17 protein-coding genes are annotated in these 19,863 nt (G+C 68.8%); 4 read left to right on the forward strand and 13 right to left on the reverse strand.

What is annotated here, in order from left to right; translation table 11 throughout:
- Nucleotides 1-353 precede the first annotated feature (353 nt).
- Nucleotides 354-1,574 carry a polyhydroxyalkanoate depolymerase gene (locus tag QRN67_RS27315; protein WP_285414420.1) on the reverse strand — a complete coding sequence of 407 codons (1,221 nt, stop codon included), beginning with the start codon at nucleotides 1,572-1,574 and terminating at the stop codon, nucleotides 354-356.
- Between the two features lie 81 nt (nucleotides 1,575-1,655).
- Between QRN67_RS27315 and QRN67_RS27320 the strand changes: the two genes are divergently transcribed.
- Complete coding sequence (locus tag QRN67_RS27320; RefSeq protein ID WP_285414421.1) at nucleotides 1,656-2,312, forward strand: glutathione S-transferase family protein; 657 nt, start codon at nucleotides 1,656-1,658, stop codon at nucleotides 2,310-2,312.
- A gap of 24 nt (nucleotides 2,313-2,336) precedes the next feature.
- Here the strand turns inward: QRN67_RS27320 and QRN67_RS27325 are convergent, their stop codons facing one another.
- The 6 genes from QRN67_RS27325 to QRN67_RS27350 all read right to left on the reverse strand — a co-directional run bounded on the left by QRN67_RS27325 (nucleotide 2,337) and on the right by QRN67_RS27350 (nucleotide 6,459).
- The gene (locus tag QRN67_RS27325) at nucleotides 2,337-2,684 is read right to left on the reverse strand and encodes a DOPA 4,5-dioxygenase family protein (RefSeq protein WP_106937358.1); all 348 of its coding nucleotides are present in this window, start codon (nucleotides 2,682-2,684) and stop codon (nucleotides 2,337-2,339) included.
- A 7-nt stretch (nucleotides 2,685-2,691) separates the two neighbouring features.
- Nucleotides 2,692-3,324: a DUF4166 domain-containing protein gene (locus QRN67_RS27330; RefSeq protein WP_285414422.1), complete on the reverse strand. Its 633-nt coding sequence runs from the start codon at nucleotides 3,322-3,324 to the stop codon at nucleotides 2,692-2,694.
- A gap of 5 nt (nucleotides 3,325-3,329) precedes the next feature.
- A complete protein-coding gene (locus QRN67_RS27335; RefSeq protein WP_285414423.1) occupies nucleotides 3,330-4,382 on the reverse strand; it encodes an SRPBCC family protein in 1,053 nt (350 codons plus the stop codon).
- A 37-nt stretch (nucleotides 4,383-4,419) separates the two neighbouring features.
- Nucleotides 4,420-5,367, reverse strand: a complete 948-nt coding sequence (locus QRN67_RS27340) for an SAM-dependent methyltransferase (protein WP_285414424.1) — start codon at nucleotides 5,365-5,367, stop codon at nucleotides 4,420-4,422.
- Between the two features lie 28 nt (nucleotides 5,368-5,395).
- Nucleotides 5,396-5,818: a thiol-disulfide oxidoreductase DCC family protein gene (locus tag QRN67_RS27345; protein ID WP_285414425.1), complete on the reverse strand. Its 423-nt coding sequence runs from the start codon at nucleotides 5,816-5,818 to the stop codon at nucleotides 5,396-5,398.
- Between the two features lie 62 nt (nucleotides 5,819-5,880).
- Entirely contained in the window at nucleotides 5,881-6,459 is a 579-nt protein-coding gene (locus QRN67_RS27350) for a GbsR/MarR family transcriptional regulator (RefSeq protein WP_285414426.1), read from the reverse strand.
- 110 nt (nucleotides 6,460-6,569) lie between these two features.
- Here QRN67_RS27350 and QRN67_RS27355 point away from each other — a divergent pair, with 110 nt between their 5' ends.
- The gene (locus QRN67_RS27355) at nucleotides 6,570-7,664 is read left to right on the forward strand and encodes a PA0069 family radical SAM protein (protein WP_106937363.1); all 1,095 of its coding nucleotides are present in this window, start codon (nucleotides 6,570-6,572) and stop codon (nucleotides 7,662-7,664) included.
- 28 nt (nucleotides 7,665-7,692) lie between these two features.
- Here the strand turns inward: QRN67_RS27355 and QRN67_RS27360 are convergent, their stop codons facing one another.
- Entirely contained in the window at nucleotides 7,693-8,157 is a 465-nt protein-coding gene (locus QRN67_RS27360; protein ID WP_493198948.1) for an Lrp/AsnC family transcriptional regulator, read from the reverse strand.
- 160 nt (nucleotides 8,158-8,317) lie between these two features.
- Here QRN67_RS27360 and QRN67_RS27365 point away from each other — a divergent pair, with 160 nt between their 5' ends.
- A complete protein-coding gene (locus tag QRN67_RS27365; protein WP_285414427.1) occupies nucleotides 8,318-10,579 on the forward strand; it encodes an aminotransferase class V-fold PLP-dependent enzyme in 2,262 nt (753 codons plus the stop codon).
- A 92-nt stretch (nucleotides 10,580-10,671) separates the two neighbouring features.
- Here QRN67_RS27365 and QRN67_RS27370 read toward each other — a convergent pair whose 3' ends face one another.
- The 5 genes from QRN67_RS27370 to gnd all read right to left on the reverse strand — a co-directional run bounded on the left by QRN67_RS27370 (nucleotide 10,672) and on the right by gnd (nucleotide 18,729).
- Complete coding sequence (locus tag QRN67_RS27370; protein ID WP_285414557.1) at nucleotides 10,672-12,120, reverse strand: efflux transporter outer membrane subunit; 1,449 nt, start codon at nucleotides 12,118-12,120, stop codon at nucleotides 10,672-10,674.
- A gap of 41 nt (nucleotides 12,121-12,161) precedes the next feature.
- A complete protein-coding gene (locus tag QRN67_RS27375) occupies nucleotides 12,162-13,403 on the reverse strand; it encodes an efflux RND transporter periplasmic adaptor subunit (protein WP_285414428.1) in 1,242 nt (413 codons plus the stop codon).
- Nucleotides 13,404-13,407: 4 nt separating this feature from the next.
- The gene (locus QRN67_RS27380; RefSeq protein ID WP_285414429.1) at nucleotides 13,408-16,632 is read right to left on the reverse strand and encodes an efflux RND transporter permease subunit; all 3,225 of its coding nucleotides are present in this window, start codon (nucleotides 16,630-16,632) and stop codon (nucleotides 13,408-13,410) included.
- Between the two features lie 103 nt (nucleotides 16,633-16,735).
- Nucleotides 16,736-17,290, reverse strand: a complete 555-nt coding sequence (locus tag QRN67_RS27385; RefSeq protein WP_285414430.1) for a GNAT family N-acetyltransferase — start codon at nucleotides 17,288-17,290, stop codon at nucleotides 16,736-16,738.
- A 17-nt stretch (nucleotides 17,291-17,307) separates the two neighbouring features.
- Nucleotides 17,308-18,729: a decarboxylating NADP(+)-dependent phosphogluconate dehydrogenase gene (gnd, locus tag QRN67_RS27390; RefSeq protein ID WP_081268581.1), complete on the reverse strand. Its 1,422-nt coding sequence runs from the start codon at nucleotides 18,727-18,729 to the stop codon at nucleotides 17,308-17,310.
- A 149-nt stretch (nucleotides 18,730-18,878) separates the two neighbouring features.
- Here gnd and QRN67_RS27395 point away from each other — a divergent pair, with 149 nt between their 5' ends.
- On the forward strand, nucleotides 18,879-19,844 hold the full coding sequence (locus tag QRN67_RS27395; RefSeq protein WP_285414431.1) for an AraC-like ligand-binding domain-containing protein: 966 nt from the start codon (nucleotides 18,879-18,881) through the stop codon (nucleotides 19,842-19,844).
- Nucleotides 19,845-19,863: the final 19 nt, after the last annotated feature.

A 19,863-nucleotide genomic window follows, 5' to 3' on the forward strand; every position in this document is an offset into this window, starting at 1 on the left:
TGTTCTTTCCGCATGACAAAGCCGGCCGCCGGCCACGGCGAAGCGGCTGGCAGCGAGCGAAGGAATCAGCTGGGGAAAGCGCGGCGTGCCCGTGCGGGCGCGCTACCGCGCGGGGCTTGGGCCCGGCGGTCGATGAAAGGTGCTGAAGAAAAGGGAGGGGAGGAGGGAGGCTGACCGCCGGGCTCAGAGATCTGCGAGGGTCGGATGCGACCCTGCAGCCGTGCACGCAGTGAAGACTGCGCGCGGCGTGCTGCGGATGAAAGCCTGGCGTTGCATGGGCCCGAGTGTAGGAAGCCCGGCGCGCAAGGGCAAACAATGGCCTCACGGCCCTTGCCGGATTGGCGCGTTGCGGCTCAGCCGTTCAGCTCGGCCGCCGCGTGGATGGTTTCGCGCACGCGCGGGTAGATCTGCGCATTCCACTTGCTGCCGCTGAACACGCCGTAGTGGCCCACGCCGGCCTGCAGGTGATGCGCCTTGAGGTAGGGTCGGATGCCGGTGCAGAGGTCTTGCGCCGCCACCGTCTGGCCCACGGCGCAGATGTCGTCGCGCTCGCCCTCCACCGTCAGCAGCGCGGTGCGGCGGATGGCGGCAGGGTTCACGGTGCGCTCGCCCACGGTGAGCTTGCCGCGCGGCAGGTCGTAGGTCTGGAACACGCGCTCCACCGTCTCCAGGTAGAACTCGGCCGGCAGGTCGTTCACGGCCAGGTACTCGTCGTAGAAGTTGCCGATGGTGCGGGCCTTGTCGATGTCGCCCTCGACCAGGTGGGTGTACATGTCCTGGAACTGCTTCTTGTGGCGCTCCGGGTTCATGCTCATGAAGGCCGACAGCTGCAGGAAGCCCGGGTACACGCGCCGCATGGCGCCTGCATGCGGCCAGGGCACATGGCTGATGAGGTTGCGCCGGAACCAGTCGATCGGCCGGTCGGTGGCGAGCTTGTTGACCGTGGTCGGGTTGATGCGGCAATCGACCGGGCCGGCCATCAGCGTGAGGCTGCGCGGCGTGGCGGGGTTGTCGTCCTCGGCCATCAGCGCGGTGGCGGCCAGCGCGGCCACGCAGGGCTGGCAGACCGCCACCATGTGCACGCCCGGGCCCACGGCCTCCAGGAAACGCATGAGCTGCAGCGTGTAGTCGTCCAGGCCGAACCGGCCCTCCCAGAGCGGCACGTCGCGCGCGTTGTGCCAGTCGGTCAGGTACACGTCGTGGTCGCGCAGCAGCGTGCGCACGGTTTCGCGCAGCAGGGTCGCGAAATGGCCCGAGAGTGGTGCGACCAGCAGAACGGGCGGGTGCACCGCTTCGGTGTCCTTCCTGAAGTGCAGCAGGGTGCCGAAGGGCGAGACCAGGGCTTTTTCCTCGTGCACGGCCACTTCAGCGCCGTCGACCGTCACGCTGGCAATGCCGTAGGGCGGCCGCGTGTGCGTCAGCCGCATGCGCGAGAACACCTCGAACTGCGCTGCCATGCGCCGCAGCATGGTGCGCTCGGTGCCGTCTTTCCACAGCGCCTGGCCCAGGTACTGCGCGGCGAGCCTGGCAGGCGACAGCATGTCGGCTTGGTTCTGGTAGGCCCGGTACAGCATGGTTCTGGCGCAGGCAAGTTGCGGGCCAGCCGCATGGCATGGCGCTTGCACGCAGCGAGGCAACGCCCAAGGAGCTTCAAGATGGCCAAACCCGTTCTCACCATCAGCAGCAAGAACTACGGCGCGTGGTCGCTGCGCGGCTGGCTGATGTGCAGGCTGGCCGGGCTGGACTTCAGCGAGAAGGTCATCCCGCCGGACGACCCGGCCATGAAGGCCGAGATGCTGCTGCTGTCTTCGTCGATGCTGGTGCCCTCGCTGCAGCATGGCGGCGTGAAGGTGTGGGACACGCTGGCCATCGGCGAGTACCTCAACGAGATCAAGCCCAAGGCCGGACTGCTGCCCGACGACATCGCCGCCCGCGCCCACTGCCGCGCCATCTGCGGCGAGATGCATTCGGGCTTTTCGTCGATGCGCGGCGCACTGCCGATGAACATCAAGGCCCATTTCAAGAACTTCAAGGTGTGGTCGCGCGCGCAGGCCGACATCGACCGCATCGTCGCCATCTGGCGCGAATGCTTCAAGGCCTACGGCGGCCCCTTCCTGTTCGGCAAGCAGCCGGGCATGGCCGACGCGATGTACGCGCCGGTGGTCACGCGCTTCCTGAGCTACGACGTGGCGCTGGACAGCGCGTGCGCGGCCTACTGCAAGCGGGTGATGGAGCTGCCGGCCATGCAGGAATGGGTGGCCGCGGCGAAGCAGGAGCCCGAGGAAATCGACGAGCTCGACGCGGAGTTCTAAAAAAACGGGCGCGAGCTTCGGAGGCTAGTGCCGGAACATCCGCAGGTCGAGCGCGCTTTCCTCGCCCAGCCACATGGCATGGGCCGTGTGGTCCGCGAAGTCGTCGCCGGTCACGCCGTGCACGAACACATCGAGCCCGTTGCGGTTGGCCTCGAGCCAGCCGATGACCTGGTCGAACTCGGCGGCGTCGAATGCGAGCTGGCAGCTCCAGTGCGGATGCGGGCCCACCAGCCGCTCGTGCACGCGGCCGACCACCACCATCAGCTCCTGTCCGGCGCGCTCGCAGAGGCTGCGCGCCTGCGCCAGTGTGTCGGGCGCGAAATAGACGTGGGCGTGGTACTGGGCGTAGAGGTTTTCGGGGCGGCGTGGCATGGTGGGCTCATTGTGGGCCCGGGCGCGGGCCGAGGTGAAAACGCCCGCTGTAGCGGAACACGTCGCCGAACCAGCGGTGGCGCAGCAGCATCTTCATGGTGAAGCGGTCGGCGTCCTGCGGGTCGGGCCGCTCTTCCACGTAGGCGGTGCCCAGCAGGAGCGCCAGCGGCAGCGGAATGCGCAGCCCCGCCACGCGCCAGATGTAGCCCCGGTCGCGGAACACCAGCGCGCCTTCTTCCGCGCTCACGGCCAGCCGCATGCCGATGCCGAAGCGCACGTACTCGATCACCTCGCCGCCCCGGCGCGCGTCGTGCGCCATGTACGAGCGGAAATGGAAGGGCGGCCTGCCCGGAAAGCGGAAGACCCGGTCCCAGTGGAGCGTGGCGTCGTCGGGGCGGCAGCTGTAGTGCACTTCGATGGGCACGTCCTTGCCCTGGTGCGGCACCAGCGCGCCGAACAGCCGGCCGAGGGGCATCAGCAGCGCGGCCCAGCGGGCGTGCCAGACCTCGCTCATCGTGCCGCGCACGCACACGTGGTCGTCGGAGAACGGCGCCATCGCGTAGTGGCGGCGGATGACGTCGCCGAGCCGTTCCCAGGCGGGGCCGAGCGCCTGCTGGAAGACCGGTGCGGTGGGCGGCATCGTCGTCATCCGGGCGCCGCCGCGCCGGCCGTGGCTTCGGCGCGTGCCTTGTAGAAGCGCAGGATGTTCTCGGATGCGTCGGCCAGCAGCAGGTGCATGACGCGGTCCGCATACCAGTTGAAGCTGGTGCTCATGCGCCACGACACCGCAACGCGCAGCTCGGTGCCGCCGTCGCGCGGCGTCAGCGTGTAGGTGGCGTCGCGCAGGTCGAAGTACTGGCCGCCGATCATCACGTGATCGTCGAGCGCACCGGCCGGGAAAGAGTCGGGCGAGAAGCGGAAGCGCCACTTCAGCTGCCGGTTGGGCTGCCATTCGGTGATGACTTCCTCGAAGTGCACGTTCTTCTGCCACTGCACCTGGCGCACGCGGCCTTCGGCCGTGTCGACCGTGACGCCAGACACCGGCATCGGCACGCCGATGCGGTAGGCCCAGGCGTCGCCGACTTCGGCGGGGCGGATGTCGCGCGCCGCGTTCAGCTCGTGCCACACGCGCTCGGCCGGCGCGGCAATGAAGAGCGTGCGCGACGTGTTCGACAGCCGGTCCGGGTTGGGCAGCTGCGGCTCGATGGCGCCCAGCACCAGCGGCAGCACCGCGAAGCTGTAGATGGCCTGCTTCGGCCAGTTGGTGATGCGGCACACGATGCCCATCGCCAGTCCTCCGACGCTGCCCATCACCGCGAACAGCGGCACGATGACGACGGCGCAGATCAGCCCCTCGATGAACACCGCCAGCGTGCCGCCGACGAAAAGCGCCGTTGCCACCCACGGCGCCCAGAGGTAGTAGCCCCAGCTTCGGCGCTCGATGCGCTCGGCCATGTACACGGTGACGGCGCCGCACAGCGCGGGCACGAAGTACACGAAGGAGCCGAGCATCGGCGAGAAGCGCTGGCCCGGGCCGCCGCTGAAAATGATGCGAAGCACCAGCGCGATGGCCGCGCCCGCCAGCATCGGCCAGAACCATGCGAAGGGCATGGCGCCGCGGGATTGGGGCGGCAGTTCGCCGGGTGCCTGGTCTGGCGCGAGCGCGGCGAGCCTGCTGTCCTGATTGTCTTCTTGCATGCGTAGCTTTCTGCTGGTTGTTTCTTCTCGTGTTCGCTCAGCCGGCACTGCGCGTGGCCGTGACCATGCAGTAGTCGAAGTCGCGCCAGAACATGCCCAGCGCCAGCGCGCAATAGCTGGCCACGATGTGCTTGCGCCGCCACGCGCCGAGCTTGCCGCGCGCCTTCCAGAGTTCGGCCAGGGTGAAGCGCGTGGCCAGCACCGGAATGTGCAGCGCGCTGGGCGCGACGCGCCAGCGCAGCGACTTGCATTCGATGTCCTCGAAGCCGTTGTCGCGCAGGGCGGCGATGAAGTCGTCGCGAACGGCCAGCGTGGGCACGGCCCAGCTGTCGGCCCACAGGCGGTGCAGCCAGCCGGCCACGCGGCCGGGCTTGCGGCGCAGCAGGAAGCCGTCGGCCACCGCCAGCCGGGCGCCGGGCTTGAGCAGGCGCGCGGCCTCGCGGATGAAGTCGGCCTTGGCGGTGCCCTCTGCATAGCAGGCGCTCTCCAGGGCCCATGCACCGTCGGCCTGCGCGGCGGGCAGGCCGGTGCGGGTGTAGTCGGCCTCCACGTGGGCCATGCGGTCGGCCACGCCTGCCGCCGCATCGAGCCTGGCGGCGATGCTGTTCTGCACGGCCACGTTGGTCACGGTCACTGCGTAAAGCGACGGGTTGTCGCCCACCAGCGTGCGCGCGGTGGCGCCGGCGCCGCAGCCCATGTCGATCACGCAGCGGCGGGGCGCGGCGCCGGGTTGCGCATCGGCAAGCCGCAGCGCGCGGCCGACCACGCGGTTCATCTCGACCAGCATGCCTTCGCGCCGAAACGGGTTCAGCCCGGCGCGCCAGAAGCCGAAGTGCATGTTGTAGCTGGGGCTCCAGGCGCTGTAGTCGAACGCGACTTCGGTGAAGTAGACCTGGGTGTCTTCAGCAGTGATGGAGGTGCCGGCAGGTGCCTGTGCGGGCGCTTCGAGCGGCAGGCGCAAGTCGGGCTGGAAAACTGTGGGCATGGCTGTTCCCTCGGGTGGTGTTTTTTCTTCAGAGGCGGCAGTTGCCGTCGTTGCAGGTAGGCGCGACGCGTCCCGCCAGCCGTGTCGCCAGCCAGCGCGGAATGCGGTAGCGGTTGCGCGCCAGCAGGGCATAGGCGCGGTCGGCCAGCGGCGCGACCAGCGGCAGGTCGAGCAGGCCGCCGCCGCTGGGCAGGCCCACCGCCGCGCGGCTCGCGCGGATGGCCGCCACGCCGACCAGCACCCGGCCCGTGGCGTCCACCGCGTGGATCCCGGCCATGAGCGCGTCGCGCGGCGCCGGCCCGTCGCTGAACGATGCCGGCGAGCAATCGACGAAGCGCAGCCGGCCCGCGGTGTCGCGCGCCCCCAGGTTGCCCATTTGGGCCGAGCAGATGGCGCAGCTGGCGTCGAAGTACAGGGTCAGCGGATAGGCGGGGAGGGCGTCGCGGCTCATGGCATCCTTTGTTCTCGATATTTCTGTCAAAACAGAAATTGAAGGGCAAAAAAAGAGAAGGTTCAGATCATCGGCAGGCTGGCGTGGTGTGCGTCGGAGTCTTCGTCCTTGCCGCCCTTGTCGCCGCGCACGAACTTCTGCACGTTGGCGCCCAGCGTCAGCACCTTGTCGAGCGTGCCCGGCGACAGCCGCAGCATTTCGTCGGCCCAGGTGGCGAGCTTGTTCATGAGGTCCATGGTGGAGCGGATGCGGTCCTGCGCATCGGGCGGTTCCTTCTGGAAATCGGGGCTCGAGACCAGTTCGCGCAGCACGCGGATGGTCGGGTCGAACTCGCGTTCCTTGCGCTCGCGCACCACGGTGCGGAACAGCTCCCACACGTCGACGCTGGTCTCGAAATAGTCGCGCCGGTCGCCCAGCGTGTGGGTGACGCGCACGAGGTTCCAGGCCTGCAGTTCCTTCAGGCTGTTGCTGACGTTGGAGCGCGCGACGCCCAGGGTTTCGGACAACTCCTCGGCATGCATCGGCTTGCCGTGGGCGAAGAGCAGCGCGTGGATTTGCGAGACGGTGCGGTTGACGCCCCACATGGACCCCATTTCGCCCCAGTGGAGGACGAACTTGCGTTGAATTTCTGTGAGTTCCATGGCTTGGAGTTTAGGATTTGCGAAATTTCTGTCAAGAGAGAAATGTAAAAAGCGGGCAGTCGCAAGGAAACGGTGAAATACTGTACAAATACACAGTAACGAGATTCGCCATGCCCGCAGCCCACATCCCCATCCACGCCATCAAGGGCCGCGGCGCGGCCACGCAGCTCGCGCATCGTTTCTCCAAGGACGAGCGCAATGCCTTCGACGACGGCTGGGGCACGCTCGAAGACGGCGTGGCCGAGGCGCAGGAGCTGCAGCCCATCGCCACCGAGGTGCGCTTCGAAGACGTCAAGTCGGCGCTCAACGAGAACGACTCGCCCGACATCTACTTCGACCGCTCGCTCAACCCCTACCGCGGCTGCGAGCACGGATGCATCTATTGCTTCGCCCGGCCCACACACAGCTACCTCAACCTGTCGCCCGGCCTCGACTTCGAGACCAAGCTGATCGCCAAGCGAAACATCGCCGACATGCTGCGTACGGAACTCGGGCGCAAGAGCTACCGGCCCAGCTACATCGCCATCGGCACCGCCACCGACTGCTACCAGCCCATCGAGCGCGACTTGAGGCTCACCCGCTCGGTCATCGAACTGCTGCAGGAAGCGCGGCATCCGTTCGCGCTGGTCACCAAGTCGAGCGCCATCGAGCGCGACCTCGACGTGATCGCGCCCATGGCGGCCGACCGTCTTGCGGCCGTGTACGTGACCGTGACCACGCTCGACGGCGAACTCGCCCGCAAGCTGGAGCCGCGCGCCGCGGCGCCGCACCGCCGGCTGCGCACCATCCGCACGCTGACCGAGGCGGGCGTGCCGGTCGGCGTGAGCGTGGCGCCGCAGATTCCCTTCGTGACCGAAGACATGGAACAGGTGCTCGAGGCCGCATGGGAAGCCGGCGCGCGCAGCGCCTTCTACACGGTGGTGAGGCTGCCGTGGGAGGTGGCGCCGCTCTTCAAGGAATGGCTGGCGCTGCACTATCCGCAGCGCGCCGATCGCATCATGGCGCGCATCCACGAGATGCGCGGCGGCAAGGACTACGACGCCGACTTCGCCACGCGCATGAAGGGCTCGGGCCTGTGGGCCGACCTGATCCACCAGCGCTTCGAGAAGGCGACCAACCGACTGGGCTACAACCGCGAGCGCATTCCGCTGGACATCACGGCGTTCAGGCCGCCTGGCGCAGCGGGGCAGGGCAGCCTGTTCTGAACGGCGGCGTGGCCGCTTCGCGAATCTTCTACACGTAGCCCAGCGGCAGCGCCGTGGTCTGCTTCAGTTCCTGCATGGCGAAGCTGGAGCTGACGTCGTGCAGGTTCGTGCCCGAGATCAGTCGCTTGTAGACGGCGTCGTAGGCGGCGATGTCCGGCACCACCACGCGCAGCAGGTAGTCCACGTCGCCGCTCATCCGATAGAACTCGACCACTTCCGGAATGGCATGGACCGTGGCCGTGAAGCGGTCGAACCACTCCTGCGAGTGCGTGCTGGTCCGCACCGACACGAAGACCGTCACCGCCACGTTGACCTTGCGCGGGTCGAGCAGGGCCACCGAGCGCGTGATGACGCCCGCCTCCTTGAGCCGCTGGATGCGCCTCCAGCATGGCGTGGCGGACAGGCCCACCTGCTCGGCGATCTGCGCAACCTGCAGCTCGGCGTCTTGCTGCAGGAGATCAAGAATCTTGATATCTATGGAATCCAGTTTCATCAAATATCCTTGATTGAGCATGGGATTCCAATCTTATCGGTATCGGCAGCATAAAACGCAAGCTGCTGCTCCGCCCCGGGCGGCAGACTCTTCCGGGTGCGCGGCGTGGTCGCCCGCCACGCCCGCAAACGCCTGCATCTCTTCTCCCGGAATCACCTGAATGGACATCTACCTCGACGCCAACGCCACCACGCCCGTTCTGCCTCGCGCCCGGGCCGCGGCACTCGCAGCCATGGCCGACGACTTCGGCAACCCCAGCAGCGTCCACAGCACCGGGCTGAAGGCGCGCGCGCTGATGGATTCGGTGCGCTCCCGCGCGCGGCGGCTGCTCGGTGCGCCCACGGGCGACCTGCTGTTTCTCAGTGGCGCCACCGAAGGCATCCAGACGGCGGTGCTGTCGGCGCTGAGCGCGCTGCGCGGCCGCGAGGACGTGGACTGCGTGCTGTACGGCGCGACGGAGCACAAGGCGGTGCCGGAAGCGATCAGCCACTGGAACAAACTGCTGGGCCTGAACCTGCGCGTGCTGCCCATCCCGGTCGGCCGAGACGGCCGCCATGACCTGCATTGGCTGCGCGCGCATGCCGCACGTGCCGGTCTGGTCTGCACCATGGCCGCCAACAACGAGACCGGCGTCGTCAGCGACCTGGAAGGCATCGCCCAGGCGCTCGACGGGAGCCCGGCGCTGTGGATGGTGGACAGCGTGCAGGCGCTGGGCAAGCTCGAGCTCCGGCTCGAAGCCCTCCGCATCGACTACGCGCCGTTCTCGGGGCACAAGCTCTATGCCCCCAAGGGCATCGGCCTGCTGTACGTGCGCGCCGGCGCGCCGTTCACGCCGCTGATGGCGGGCGGCGGCCAGGAGGGCGCATTGCGCTCGGGGACCGAGAACATGTCCGGCATCGCCGCGCTCGGCACCGTGCTGGAAGCGCTGGAAGACGGCCACACCTTCCGGGACGCTCTCACGCTGGAGGCGTACCGCGACCGCATCGCCGCCGCGCTGAAGAATGCGTTCCCCGGCGTGGTGTTCAACGCGCCCTTTGAACTGAGCTTGCCGACGACCCTTAATTTCTCGGTGCCCGGCCTCGACTCGAAGCTCCTGCAGGACCTGTTCGACGCGGCCGACGTGCGGGTGAGCGGTGGCTCGGCCTGCGGCGCGTCGAAGGCGCTGCCGAGCCACGTGCTGCAAGCCATGGGGCTGCCCGCCTGGCAGGCGGCCTCGGCCGTGCGCCTGTCGTTCGGTCCGGCCAGCGACGCGGCCTTCATCGACGAAGCCTGTGAAAGGATCGGCTCCTGTGGCGCGTCGCTGCGCGCAAGCTGCCTCAATACCGGCGCCGACACCTCCCGTCCGGGCGACGCGCTCGACGGCCTGACCCGCTTCGTGGCCGGCGGTGCATGCTGCTACCTCCTGGCGGATGCCGGCAGCCGCCGCTGCGTGGTCATCGATCCGCTGCCCGAGTTGACCGGCCGCATCGCGCAGCTGCTTCGCTGCCAGGACTACACGCTGGCCGCCGTGCTCGACACGCACAGCCATGGCGATCATGTTTCCTCGGTGGGCGAATTGCGCGCCGCGCTGCCGGAACGCCTTGTCCAGCAAGGCGAGGTCGATGCGCTCGGCTGGCCCCTGGGCGCCGATGCCATCTGCCTGGGCGCGCAGACGCTGACCCGGCTGGCAACCCCCGGGCACACCGCCGACTCGACCGCCTACCTGCTGCACGACGAGCAGCTGAAGATCCGCCTGGCATTCGTGGGCGACACGGTGATGCCCGGCGCCCTGGGGCGAAGCGATTTCGCGCAAAGTGCGCCGCTCGCATTCGGCCCCTCGCTGAAGCAACTGGCGCAGGCCGCGGGCCCCGGCACGCTGCTGCTCCCGGCGCACGACTACGACGACCGCTTCGCGAGCACCCTGGCCCGCGAATGCGCGGCCCAGCCGCTGCTCGCGCAGGTGCTGTCCGGCAGCATCGACGCGGCAGGCTTCGCCTCGGCAAAGGCCGAACTGGAGAAAGACCTCGCGCTGACCGAATACCAGACCCTCGCCTGCGGTGCGCGCATCGACAACGGCTGCGCCGGCGCGGGCCACGAGTTGAACGCCACGCAGGCGCAGCGGCTGCTGCTCGAGCACCCGGGCCTGGTGCTGGTGGACGTGCGCGAGCCCTACGAGCAGCGCGTGAGCGAATCGTCGCCCTTCGGTGCCGACACCCACCCCGAGGCTGTGCCGCTGTCGGGGCTTCTGAATGCGCTGCCCGGCTGGATGGCGCTGCCGGCCGGTGCGCCGGTGCTCTTCTACTGCCGAAGCGGCAATCGCAGCGCGCAGGCGGCCAAGGCCCTGCGCCGGCTCGGCCATGCGCAGGCATGGAGCCTGGCGGGCGGCCTCGCGCTGTGCTCCGCTGCGGGCGCCGTCGCGCAGCCGGCGGCGTCAATGCACTGAGCCAGGAGAGCTCGAGCGGAATCGCTCCGACAGTGACGACGTGCGTCGATCGACCAGCAAGGCACCAAGTCGCGCGAACAGAGCCTTGCCGTTCAACCGGCCTTCGCAATCCGATCGATGCCGACGGCGGGGCAAGACGACGCCGGGGCCTTGCCGGGCTCATCCGCGCCGCACCAGTCGCCACCCAGCGCCTTCACCAGGAACACCGCCGTCAGCAGCCGCTGCCCCCGCAGCTGCGCGGCCTGGCGTTCCACCGTCAGCAGCGACTGCTGCGCGGTGATCACGTCGAGGTAGGTCGACGCGCCGCCCTCATAACGGCTGGTGGCCATGTCGAGCACGCGGCGCGCGGCCGTCACGGCGGCCTGCGCCTGGGTCGTTGCGCTGTCGAGCGCGGCAAGCCCGGTGATGCCGTCTTCCACTTCCTGCATTGCGGTCAGCACGGTGCGGCGGTAGTTGCCCACGGTGACGTCGTAGCCGGCCTTCGCGAAATCGACGTTGGCGCGGATGCGTCCGCCGTCGAACAGCACCTGCGTGGCCGACACGCCCAGCGACCACAGCAGGCTCGGGCCGTTGAACAGCGTCTCGATCATCCGGCTGTCAACGCCCACGGTGGGCGAGATGAAGATGCTCGGGTAGAAGGCCGCGGTGGCGACGCCGATCTGCGCGTTGGCGGCGGCCATCGCGCGCTCGGCCGAGGCCACGTCGGGCCGGCGCTGCAGGATCTCGGAGGGCACGCCCAGCGGCACGGCCGGCGGCCTGATCTCGCGCAGGTCCACCGGCAGCGAGAAGCTGGGCGCCGGCGTGCCGGTGAGCGTGGCCAGCGCATGCTCGTACTGCGAACGCTGCTTCCTCAGCACGTCGACCTGCGTCAGCGTGGTCTCCAGCAGCGCCTGCTGCTGCGCCACGTCCAGGCCCGACACGGCGCCCAGGTCGTGGCGCGCCGTGACAAGCTCGAGCGCGCGGCGCTGCAGTGCGATGGAGCGGGTGAGCACGTCGAGTTCGACGTCGGTCGAGCGCAGGTTGAAGTAGCTGCTGGCCACGTCGGCGCTGAGCAGCAGCCGGGTGTTCTGCAGGTCGGCGGCCGATTGCTCCGCCGACGCCTTGGCACCCTCTACCGTGCGCTGCACGCGGCCGGCCAGGTCGACTTCGTAGCTCGCATTGAGCGACAGCGCGAAGTCGCTCTGCACGGTCGTCGAATTGGGCGTCGCGTAGTTGGTGAGCGGGCGGTTGGCGGAAATCCTCAGGCGCGAGGCGCGGGTGCCGAGGCCGACCTGCGGATACTGGCCGGCCGCATTGGCCGCGAGCGTGGCACGCGCCTGCGCCAGCCGCGCATTGGCGATGGCCAGCGTGGGGCTGCCGGCCAGCGCCTGCTGCTGCAGCGCGTCGAGCTGCGGGTCGCCGAAGCGGCGCCACCATGGGCCCTTTTCGGCAGTGTCGCTCGGCGTGCTCACGCGCCAGGGCTCCTCCAGCTTCCAGCTGACCGGCAGCGGCGTGTCCGGCGTCTTGTAGTCGGGGCCGACCGCGCAGCCCGCCAGCAGCATGGCGACGAGCAGCGCGAGCGCAGCGGCCAGGCGCGGCGGCGTCACGCCGGGGCCTTCGGTGTCGGCGCCTTCGCCGGCGGCGCTTCGGGCGCCACCGCCACCACGTCGCCTTCGGCCAGCGAGTCGGACGGGTTCAGCACCATGCGGTCGGTTTTCTCGAGGCCGTCGATCACCTCGACGTTCTCGCCGTAGTTGCGGCCCAGCGTCACGGCGCGCAGGTTGACGCGGCCCTGCGCATCGACCACCGCGATGCGCGTGCCCTCGGCGCGGAACAGCAGCGCGTTCGACGGCACCGAGAGCGTGCGGCTCGCGGCCAGCGGCAGCGAAACCTGCACATAGGCGCCCGGCAGCAGCGCGCCGTCGCTGTTGGGCAGCGACACCTCCACCTGCATCATCCGCGTGGTCGTGTCGATGGAGCCGGCGGTGCGCGCCACCTGGCCCTTGAAGGTCTGGCCGCGCAGCTCGGCCTGCGTCACCACCACGGGCTGGCCGGTCTTCACGAGCTGGGCGTAGGCCTGCGGCACATTGATGTACACGCGCAGCGGATCGGTCTGCGCCAGCAGGAACAGCGCGCGACCGGCGCCGCCGCCCGCGCCCGCGTCGATCAGGTCGCCCACGTCCACGTTGCGCCGCGTGATCACGCCCGCGAACGGCGCCACCACGCGCTTGAAGCCCTCGGTCTGCTTCAGCCGCTGCACGTTGGCGTCGGCCGCCGCCACGTTGGAGGTGGCCTGCGCCACCGCGCTGCGGCGCTCGTCCAGTTCCTGCTGCGAGACCACATCCTTCTTGCGCAGCGCTTCCCAGCGCTCGGCGGTGCTGCGCGCCAGTTCCAGGCCGGAGGCGGCCTGTGCGCGCGCGGCCACGGCCTGCGACAGCTGCTGGTCGATCTCGGGCGTCTCGATCTCGGCGAGCAGCTCGCCCTTTTCGACGCGGCTGCCGATGTCCTTGGTCCAGCGCTTGAGGTAGCCGCTGGCGCGCGCCGAAATCGGTGACTGCACGAAGCCCTGCAGCGTGCCCGGCAGCGACAGCGTCTGGCCGGCGGTGGGCACGCGGGGCAGGGCGGTCTGCACGTACTGCTTGGCGCGTTCGGTCGTGCCCGCTTCGAGCGCGCGGGCGTTGGCGATGCGCACGAACACCGTGCGTGCCGCGCCCAGCCCCAGCAGCACGAGGACGATCAGCACCAGCCAGCGCGTGCGCCGCACGATCTGCCGGCGGCGCAGCAGCTCGCCGTCGCTCTCGCCGGTGGGATGGATGGTCAATGCCGCGTGGCGTTGCTCCGTCATGAAATCAATTCTCCTGGGGCGTTGCGCCCGCTGGCGGTTGATGCTGCTGCTGGGAGGCTTCACGCGCCGCCCGGCGGCGGGCAAGCCGACTGTGCACTCCCGCGAACACGGCGGGTACGAAAAACAACGTCGACACCGTGGCAAAGACCAGGCCACCGATCACCGCACGGCCCAGCGGCGCGTTCTGCTCGGCGCCTTCGCCCAGGCCCAGCGCCATCGGGATCATGCCGATGATCATCGCCAGCGCCGTCATCAGCACCGGCCGGATGCGGGTGGCGCCCGCTTCCAGCGAGGCCGACAGCGGCGGGATGCCGGCCTGCAGCCGCTCGCGCGCGAAAGACACCAGAAGAATGGAGTTGGCCGTGGCCACGCCCATGGTCATGATCGCGCCCGTGAGCGCCGGCACGCTCAGCGTGGTGCCGGTGATGAACAGCATCCACGCGATGCCCGCCAGCGCGGCCGGCAGCGCGGTGATGATGATGGCCGCGTCCAGCCACGACTGGAAGGTGACCACGATCAGCAGGTACACCAGCACGATGGCCATCGCCAGCCCCACGCCCAGGCCGATGAACGACGACTGCATGGTCTGCACCTGCCCGCGGATGTCGACCCGGCTGCCGCGCGAGAGCTTGGGCCGCATCTCGTCGACCAGCTTCTGCACCTTGGAGGCCACGCTGGCCAGGTCGGTGCCCTGCACGCTCACGTACACGTCGATCACCGGCGCGATGTTGTAGCGCGACATGACGGCCGGCTGCCGGTCGGCCTGCGTGCTCACGAGGTTGCCCAGCAACTGCTGCGAGCCGGGCCCGCCCGCGCCGCCGCTGGCGCCCACCGGAATGTTGAGCAGCGAATCGAGCGAATCGACCGTGTACTGCGGCGTCTGCACCGCGATGCTGTAGACCACGCCGTTGGCCGGGTTCAGCCAGAAGGCGGGCGCCGTCTGCGAGCTGCCCGACAGCGCGATGAGCACGTTCTGCCCCACGTTCGAGGCGGTCAGGCCGTACTGCTGCAGCCGCGTGCGGTCCATCTGCAGGCTCAGCGCGGGGCCGTCCAGGCGCTGGTGCACGTGGGCATCGACCGCACCGGGAATCTGCCGGATCGCCTTGGTCAGTTCGGCCGCGCGCGCCGCATTGCCGGCCATGTCGTTGCCGCTGAACTGCACGTCGATGGCCGCTGGCAGGCCGAAGTTCAGGATCTGCGTGACGATGTCCGCCGGCTGGAAGAAGAACTCGATGCCCGGAAAGCGCTTGGGCAGCTCGGCCCGCAGCAGCGACACGTGCTGCTCGGTCGGCTTGTGGCCCTCTTTCAGCGACAGCAGCAGCTCGCCGTCGAAGGTGCCGATGGTGCCGGCGTTGCTGTACGACAGGTTGATGCCGCTGTTGGGAATGCCGAGGTTGTCCAGGATGGTTTCGAGCTGGTCGGGCGGCACCAGCTCGCGGATGGCGGCTTCGACCTGGTCGGTGAGGCGCGCGGTTTCTTCGATGCGGGTGCCGGTGGGCGCGCGCAGGTGCAGGCGGATCTGGCCTGCATCGACGGTCGGGAAAAAGTCGCGGCCCAGTGCCGGGTAGAGCAGGCACGACAGCAGGCAGAAGCCGAGGAACAGGCCGATGAAGCCGGCGCGCCTGGAGAGCACCGCCGACAGCACTAGCGTGTAGGCACGGCGCACGCGTTCGAAGCGCTGGTCGAAGGCGCGGTAAAGGCGCTGCAGCGCGCTCTGTCTTGCGCCTTCGCCCGGCTGCGATTGCTGCGGGCCGTGCGAGCCGCCCATCAGCAGCATCACCAGCGTCGGCACCAGCGTGCGCGAGAGCAGGTACGAGGCCAGCATGGCGAACACCACCGCCTCCGCCAGCGGCACGAACAGGAAGCGCGCCACGCCCGAGAGAAAGAACATCGGCACGAACACGATGCAGATGCACAGCGTGGAGACGAAGGCGGCCGAGCCGATCTCGCCCGCGCCCACCTCTATGGCCTCCTTCAGCGGCGTGCCCATGTGCAGGTGCCGCTCGATGTTCTCGATGGTCACGATCGCCTGGTCGACCAGGATGCCCACCGACAGCGCCAGCCCGCCCAGCGTCATGAGGTTGAGCGTTTCGCCCAGCGAGTACAGCACCAGGATGGACGCCAGGATCGACAGCGGAATGGTCAGCCCGATGATCAGCGTGCTGCGCCAGTTGCCCAGGAACAGCAGCACCATCGCGGCGGTGAGCGCGGCGGCCAGGATGGCTTCGAACACCACGCCCTTCACGGCCGCCTTGACGAACACGGACTGGTCGAACAGCGGCGTGATCTTGATGTCCTCGGGCATCGTCTGCGCGGCGACGGGCAGCATGGCGCGGATGTTCGACACGATGTCCAGCGTGGAGGCGCCGCCGTTCTTCAGCACCGACAGCAGCACGCCGCGCACGCCGTCCTGGCGCACCACGTTGGTCTGCGGCGAGAAGCCGTCGCGCACGTAGGCCACGTCGCGCAGGTAGGTGGTGGCGCCGTTCACCGTGCGGATCGGCAGGTCGTTCAGGCCCGCGATGGCGTCGGGCGAGCCGTTCATCTTCACGTTGTATTCGGTGGCGCCGAACTTGGCCGTGCCCGAGGGCAGGATCAGGTTCTGCGTGTTCACCGCGTTCACCACGTCGGCCGGCGAGAGGCCGCGCGCCTGCAGCGCCTGGGTGTCGAGGTCGACAGAGATCAGCCGATTCTTGCCGCCGTAGGGAAAGGGAATGGCCGCGCCCGGCACCGTGATGAGCTGCGGGCGCAGCTGGTTGACGGTGGCGTCGAACAGGGAGTTTTCAGAACGCGTGGGGCTGGAGAGCGCCAGCTGGATCACCGGCACGCTGGAAGCCGAATACTTGATGACCAGCGGCGGCGTGATGCCCGGCGGCAGCTGCCGCACCTGCGCCTGCATGGAGGCCACCACCTGCGAGATGGCCATCTCGATGTTGGCCGTGGGCTGGAAGAACACCTTGATGATCGATACGCCCGCCAGCGACTGCGACTCGATGTGCTCGATGTCGCTCACCGTGGTGGTCAGCCCGCGCTCGACCTGGCCCGAGATGCGCTGCCCCATTTCCTGGGCCGGCAGGCCGGTGTAGTTCCAGATGACGCTGACCACCGGAATGTTGATTTCCGGAAAGATGTCGGTCGCCATGCGCGCCAGCACGAAGGGCGTGGCCAGCACGATCAGCATCGCCATGACGATGAAGGTGTACGGACGACGCAACGCAAGCTGGACCATGGCGGGGGCTCTCTGCTTCCGACGGAAAAAGGTTTCGCATCATAAGGAAGTAGATTTAAGTTTGCTGGCCAGGTCAGGGCGGCTGTCGCGCTTTACCAAATGGCTACGTTGCCGGCGCCTGGAGCGCCAGCCGCAACTGCGTGACATTCGGGTTGCCCGGATCGCGCCGCACCTTGAAGCCCAGCTTGCGCGCCAGCGCCAGCATCGCGACGTTGTCGAACAGCGTGATGTCCGCGAGCTGCCTCACACCTGCATCGGCCGCCGCATCGATCAGCTTGCGCATGAGCTTGTGGGCCACGCCCCGGTGCTGCCAGGCGTCGGCGATGACCACCGCGAATTCCGCGACGTGCGCCGTCTCGGGTGTGTCGCCGCGCACGTAGCGCGCCACGCCCACCTGCTGCTCGGCGCCGTCGGCCACGGTGGTCGCGATGAGCGCCAGTTCGCGGTCGTAGTCGATGTGGGTCATGCGCCAGAGTTCGTCCGGCTGTGGCTTGCGCGGCGACAGCAGGCGGCGGTAGCCGGTTTCGTTCGACAGGCCCGCCACGAATGCCGCGTGCATGGCCAGGTCGTCGGCGCGGATCGGGCGGATGCGCACCGCCGTGCCGTCGCGCAGTTGCCAGTCCTCGACCAGGTGGCTGGGGTAGTCGAGGGCCGGCATGGCATCGCTCGGGCGACTCAGCCGATGACTTCAGGCCAGTCGGTGTGGAAGAACTGGCCTTCGGGCTTGTCGACGCGCTCGTAGGTATGGGCGCCGAAGAAGTCGCGCTGCGCCTGCAGCAGGTTGGCCGGCAGGCGCTCTGTGCGGTAGCTGTCGTAGTAGGCCAGCGACGCGCTGAATGCCGGCACGGGAATGCCGTTGCTCACCGCCAGCGCCACCACTTCGCGCCAGCTCTGCTGCGTGCGGTTGAGCAGGTCCTTGAAGAACGGGTCGAGCATCAGGTTGCCCAGCGCCGGGTCGGTGCGGAAGGCGTCGGTGATGCGGTTCAGGAAGCGCGCGCGGATGATGCAGCCGCCGCGCCAGATCGATGCGATGCCGCCCAGGTCGAGCTTCCATTCCTTCTTGTCGCCCATCGTCTTGATGAGGTCGAAGCCCTGCGTGTAGCTGATGACCTTGGAGGCATAGAGCGCGTCGTGCACCTTGGCCACCAGCGCCTTCTTCTCGAGCGACAGCTCGATCTTCGGCCCCTGCAGCAGCTTGCTGGCCGCCACGCGCGCCTTCTTCTGCGACGACAGCACGCGCGCCTCGACGGCGGCGTTGATGGTGCTGATGACCACCGCGTTCTCGGCCGCGTTGATCAGCGTCCACTGGCCCGTGCCCTTCTGGCCGGCCTTGTCGAGGATCACGTCGACGATCGGCTTGCCGGTTTCCGGGTCCTTCTGCTCGAGCGCCTTGGCGGTGATCTGGATCAGGTAGCTCTGCAGCTCGCCGTCGTTCCATTCGTTGAAGATGGCGGCCATCTCGTCGGTGCTGAAGCCGGCCGCCTTGAACAGGCTGTAGGCCTCGCAGATGAGCTGCATGTCGCCGTACTCGATGCCGTTGTGCACCATCTTCACGTAGTGGCCCGCGCCGCCGGGGCCGATGTGAATGACGCAGGGATCGCCGTCGACCTTGGCCGCGATGCTCTCGAAGATCGGCTTCATCACTTCCCAGGTGGAAAGCGGGCCGCCCGGCATGATCGACGGGCCCTTGCGCGCGCCTTCCTCGCCGCCCGACACACCGGCGCCGATGAAGCGCAGGCCCTTGCTGCTCAGGTAGGCGTCGCGGCGCTCGGTGTCGGTGTAGAGGCTGTTGCCGCCGTCGATGACGATGTCGTCCTTGTCGAGCAGCGGGATGAGCTGCTCGATCACCTGGTCGACCGGTGCGCCGGCCTTGACCATGATCTGGATCTTGCGGGGCTTGGCCAGGCTCTGGACAAACTCCTCCAGCGTCTTGGTGCCCACCAGCTTCTTGCCGGGGTTGGCGGCAATGAAGGCTTCGGTGGTGGCTTCGGTGCGGTTGTACACGCTGACCTGGAAGCCGCGGCTTTCCACGTTCAGCACGAGGTTCTGGCCCATCACGGCCAGGCCGATCAGTCCGAAATCGCTTTTGGTGCTCATGGCCCTTCTTTCATTCATGTGCGCGGGCGGAGCGCTCCGCGCACGGGGTTTGGTTCCAGAACCATTTTGCCGGGGTCGGGAAAGGGCCGCAGTCGGAGGCGGTCTATACCCGCTTGGCAACCCGGCGGGGCTTGGGTATGTTCGCGCGCATGAGCAATGCCATCCACCGCTGGTCGACCGACGCCGTGCCGCCCGCGCAGCGGCTGGACTACTGGGTCGGCGCGGTGTGCGAGGGCTTCCTGGAGATGGACGTGACCAGCCCCGAGGCCGGGCGCTTCGGTGCCACGCTGGAGTCGGCGTCGCTCGGGCCCATCGTCGTGAACCGGGTGCGCGGCAGCGCGCAGGACGTCTACCGCACCCGCCGCGCCATCGCCCAGAGCCGCCACAACTACTTCTACCTGCTCTGCAAGACCGACTCGGCCTGGGTGGCGGTGCAGGACGGCCGCTCCGCGCGGCTGCTGCCCGGCGACGCGGTGCTGGTCGATTCGCGCCGGTGCTACGAATTTCACCTGCTGCAATCGGCCGACACCCTCTCGCTCGAACTGCCGACCGCCTGGGTCGACGAATGGATACCCGATGCCGGCGACCAAGTGGCGCGGCGCATCGACGGGCAGGCCGGGTGGGGCGGCGTGCTGTGCGGCTTTCTTCGGCAGCTGTCGCCGGAAGTTGCAGTGCAGCCGCCGCTGCCCGCCGGCTTGCTGAGCGACCAGCTCGGCAGCCTGCTGGCGCTGGCGACCGGGCAGGGGCAGTCGAGCGCGCCCGACAGTAGCCGGGAGGCGCTGCGCCGCCGCGTGCTCGACGCCACGCGCGAGCGGCATGCCGAACCCGGCCTCACGGCCGCGAGCGTTGCGCGCGGGCTGGGCATTTCGGAGCGCAGCCTGCACCGCTGCCTGGCCTGCGGCGTCGGCGAGGGTGAAGGCGCCATCACCTTCGCCGGCGCGCTGGCGGGCTTCCGGATGGCGGCGGCGCGCCGCATGCTGGGCGACGCGCGCTTCGACCGGCTGGGCATCGCGGAAATCGGCTTTCGCGTGGGGCTGACGGACGCGTCGCACTTCGTGCGGCAGTGCCGTGCGCACCTCGGCGCCACGCCGGGTGAACTGCGCCGCCGGCGCTGAGCCGGCAGCCGCCGCGCGC

The organism is Variovorax sp. efr-133-TYG-130, from assembly GCF_030208835.1.
GTDB lineage: Bacteria > Pseudomonadota > Gammaproteobacteria > Burkholderiales > Burkholderiaceae_C > Variovorax.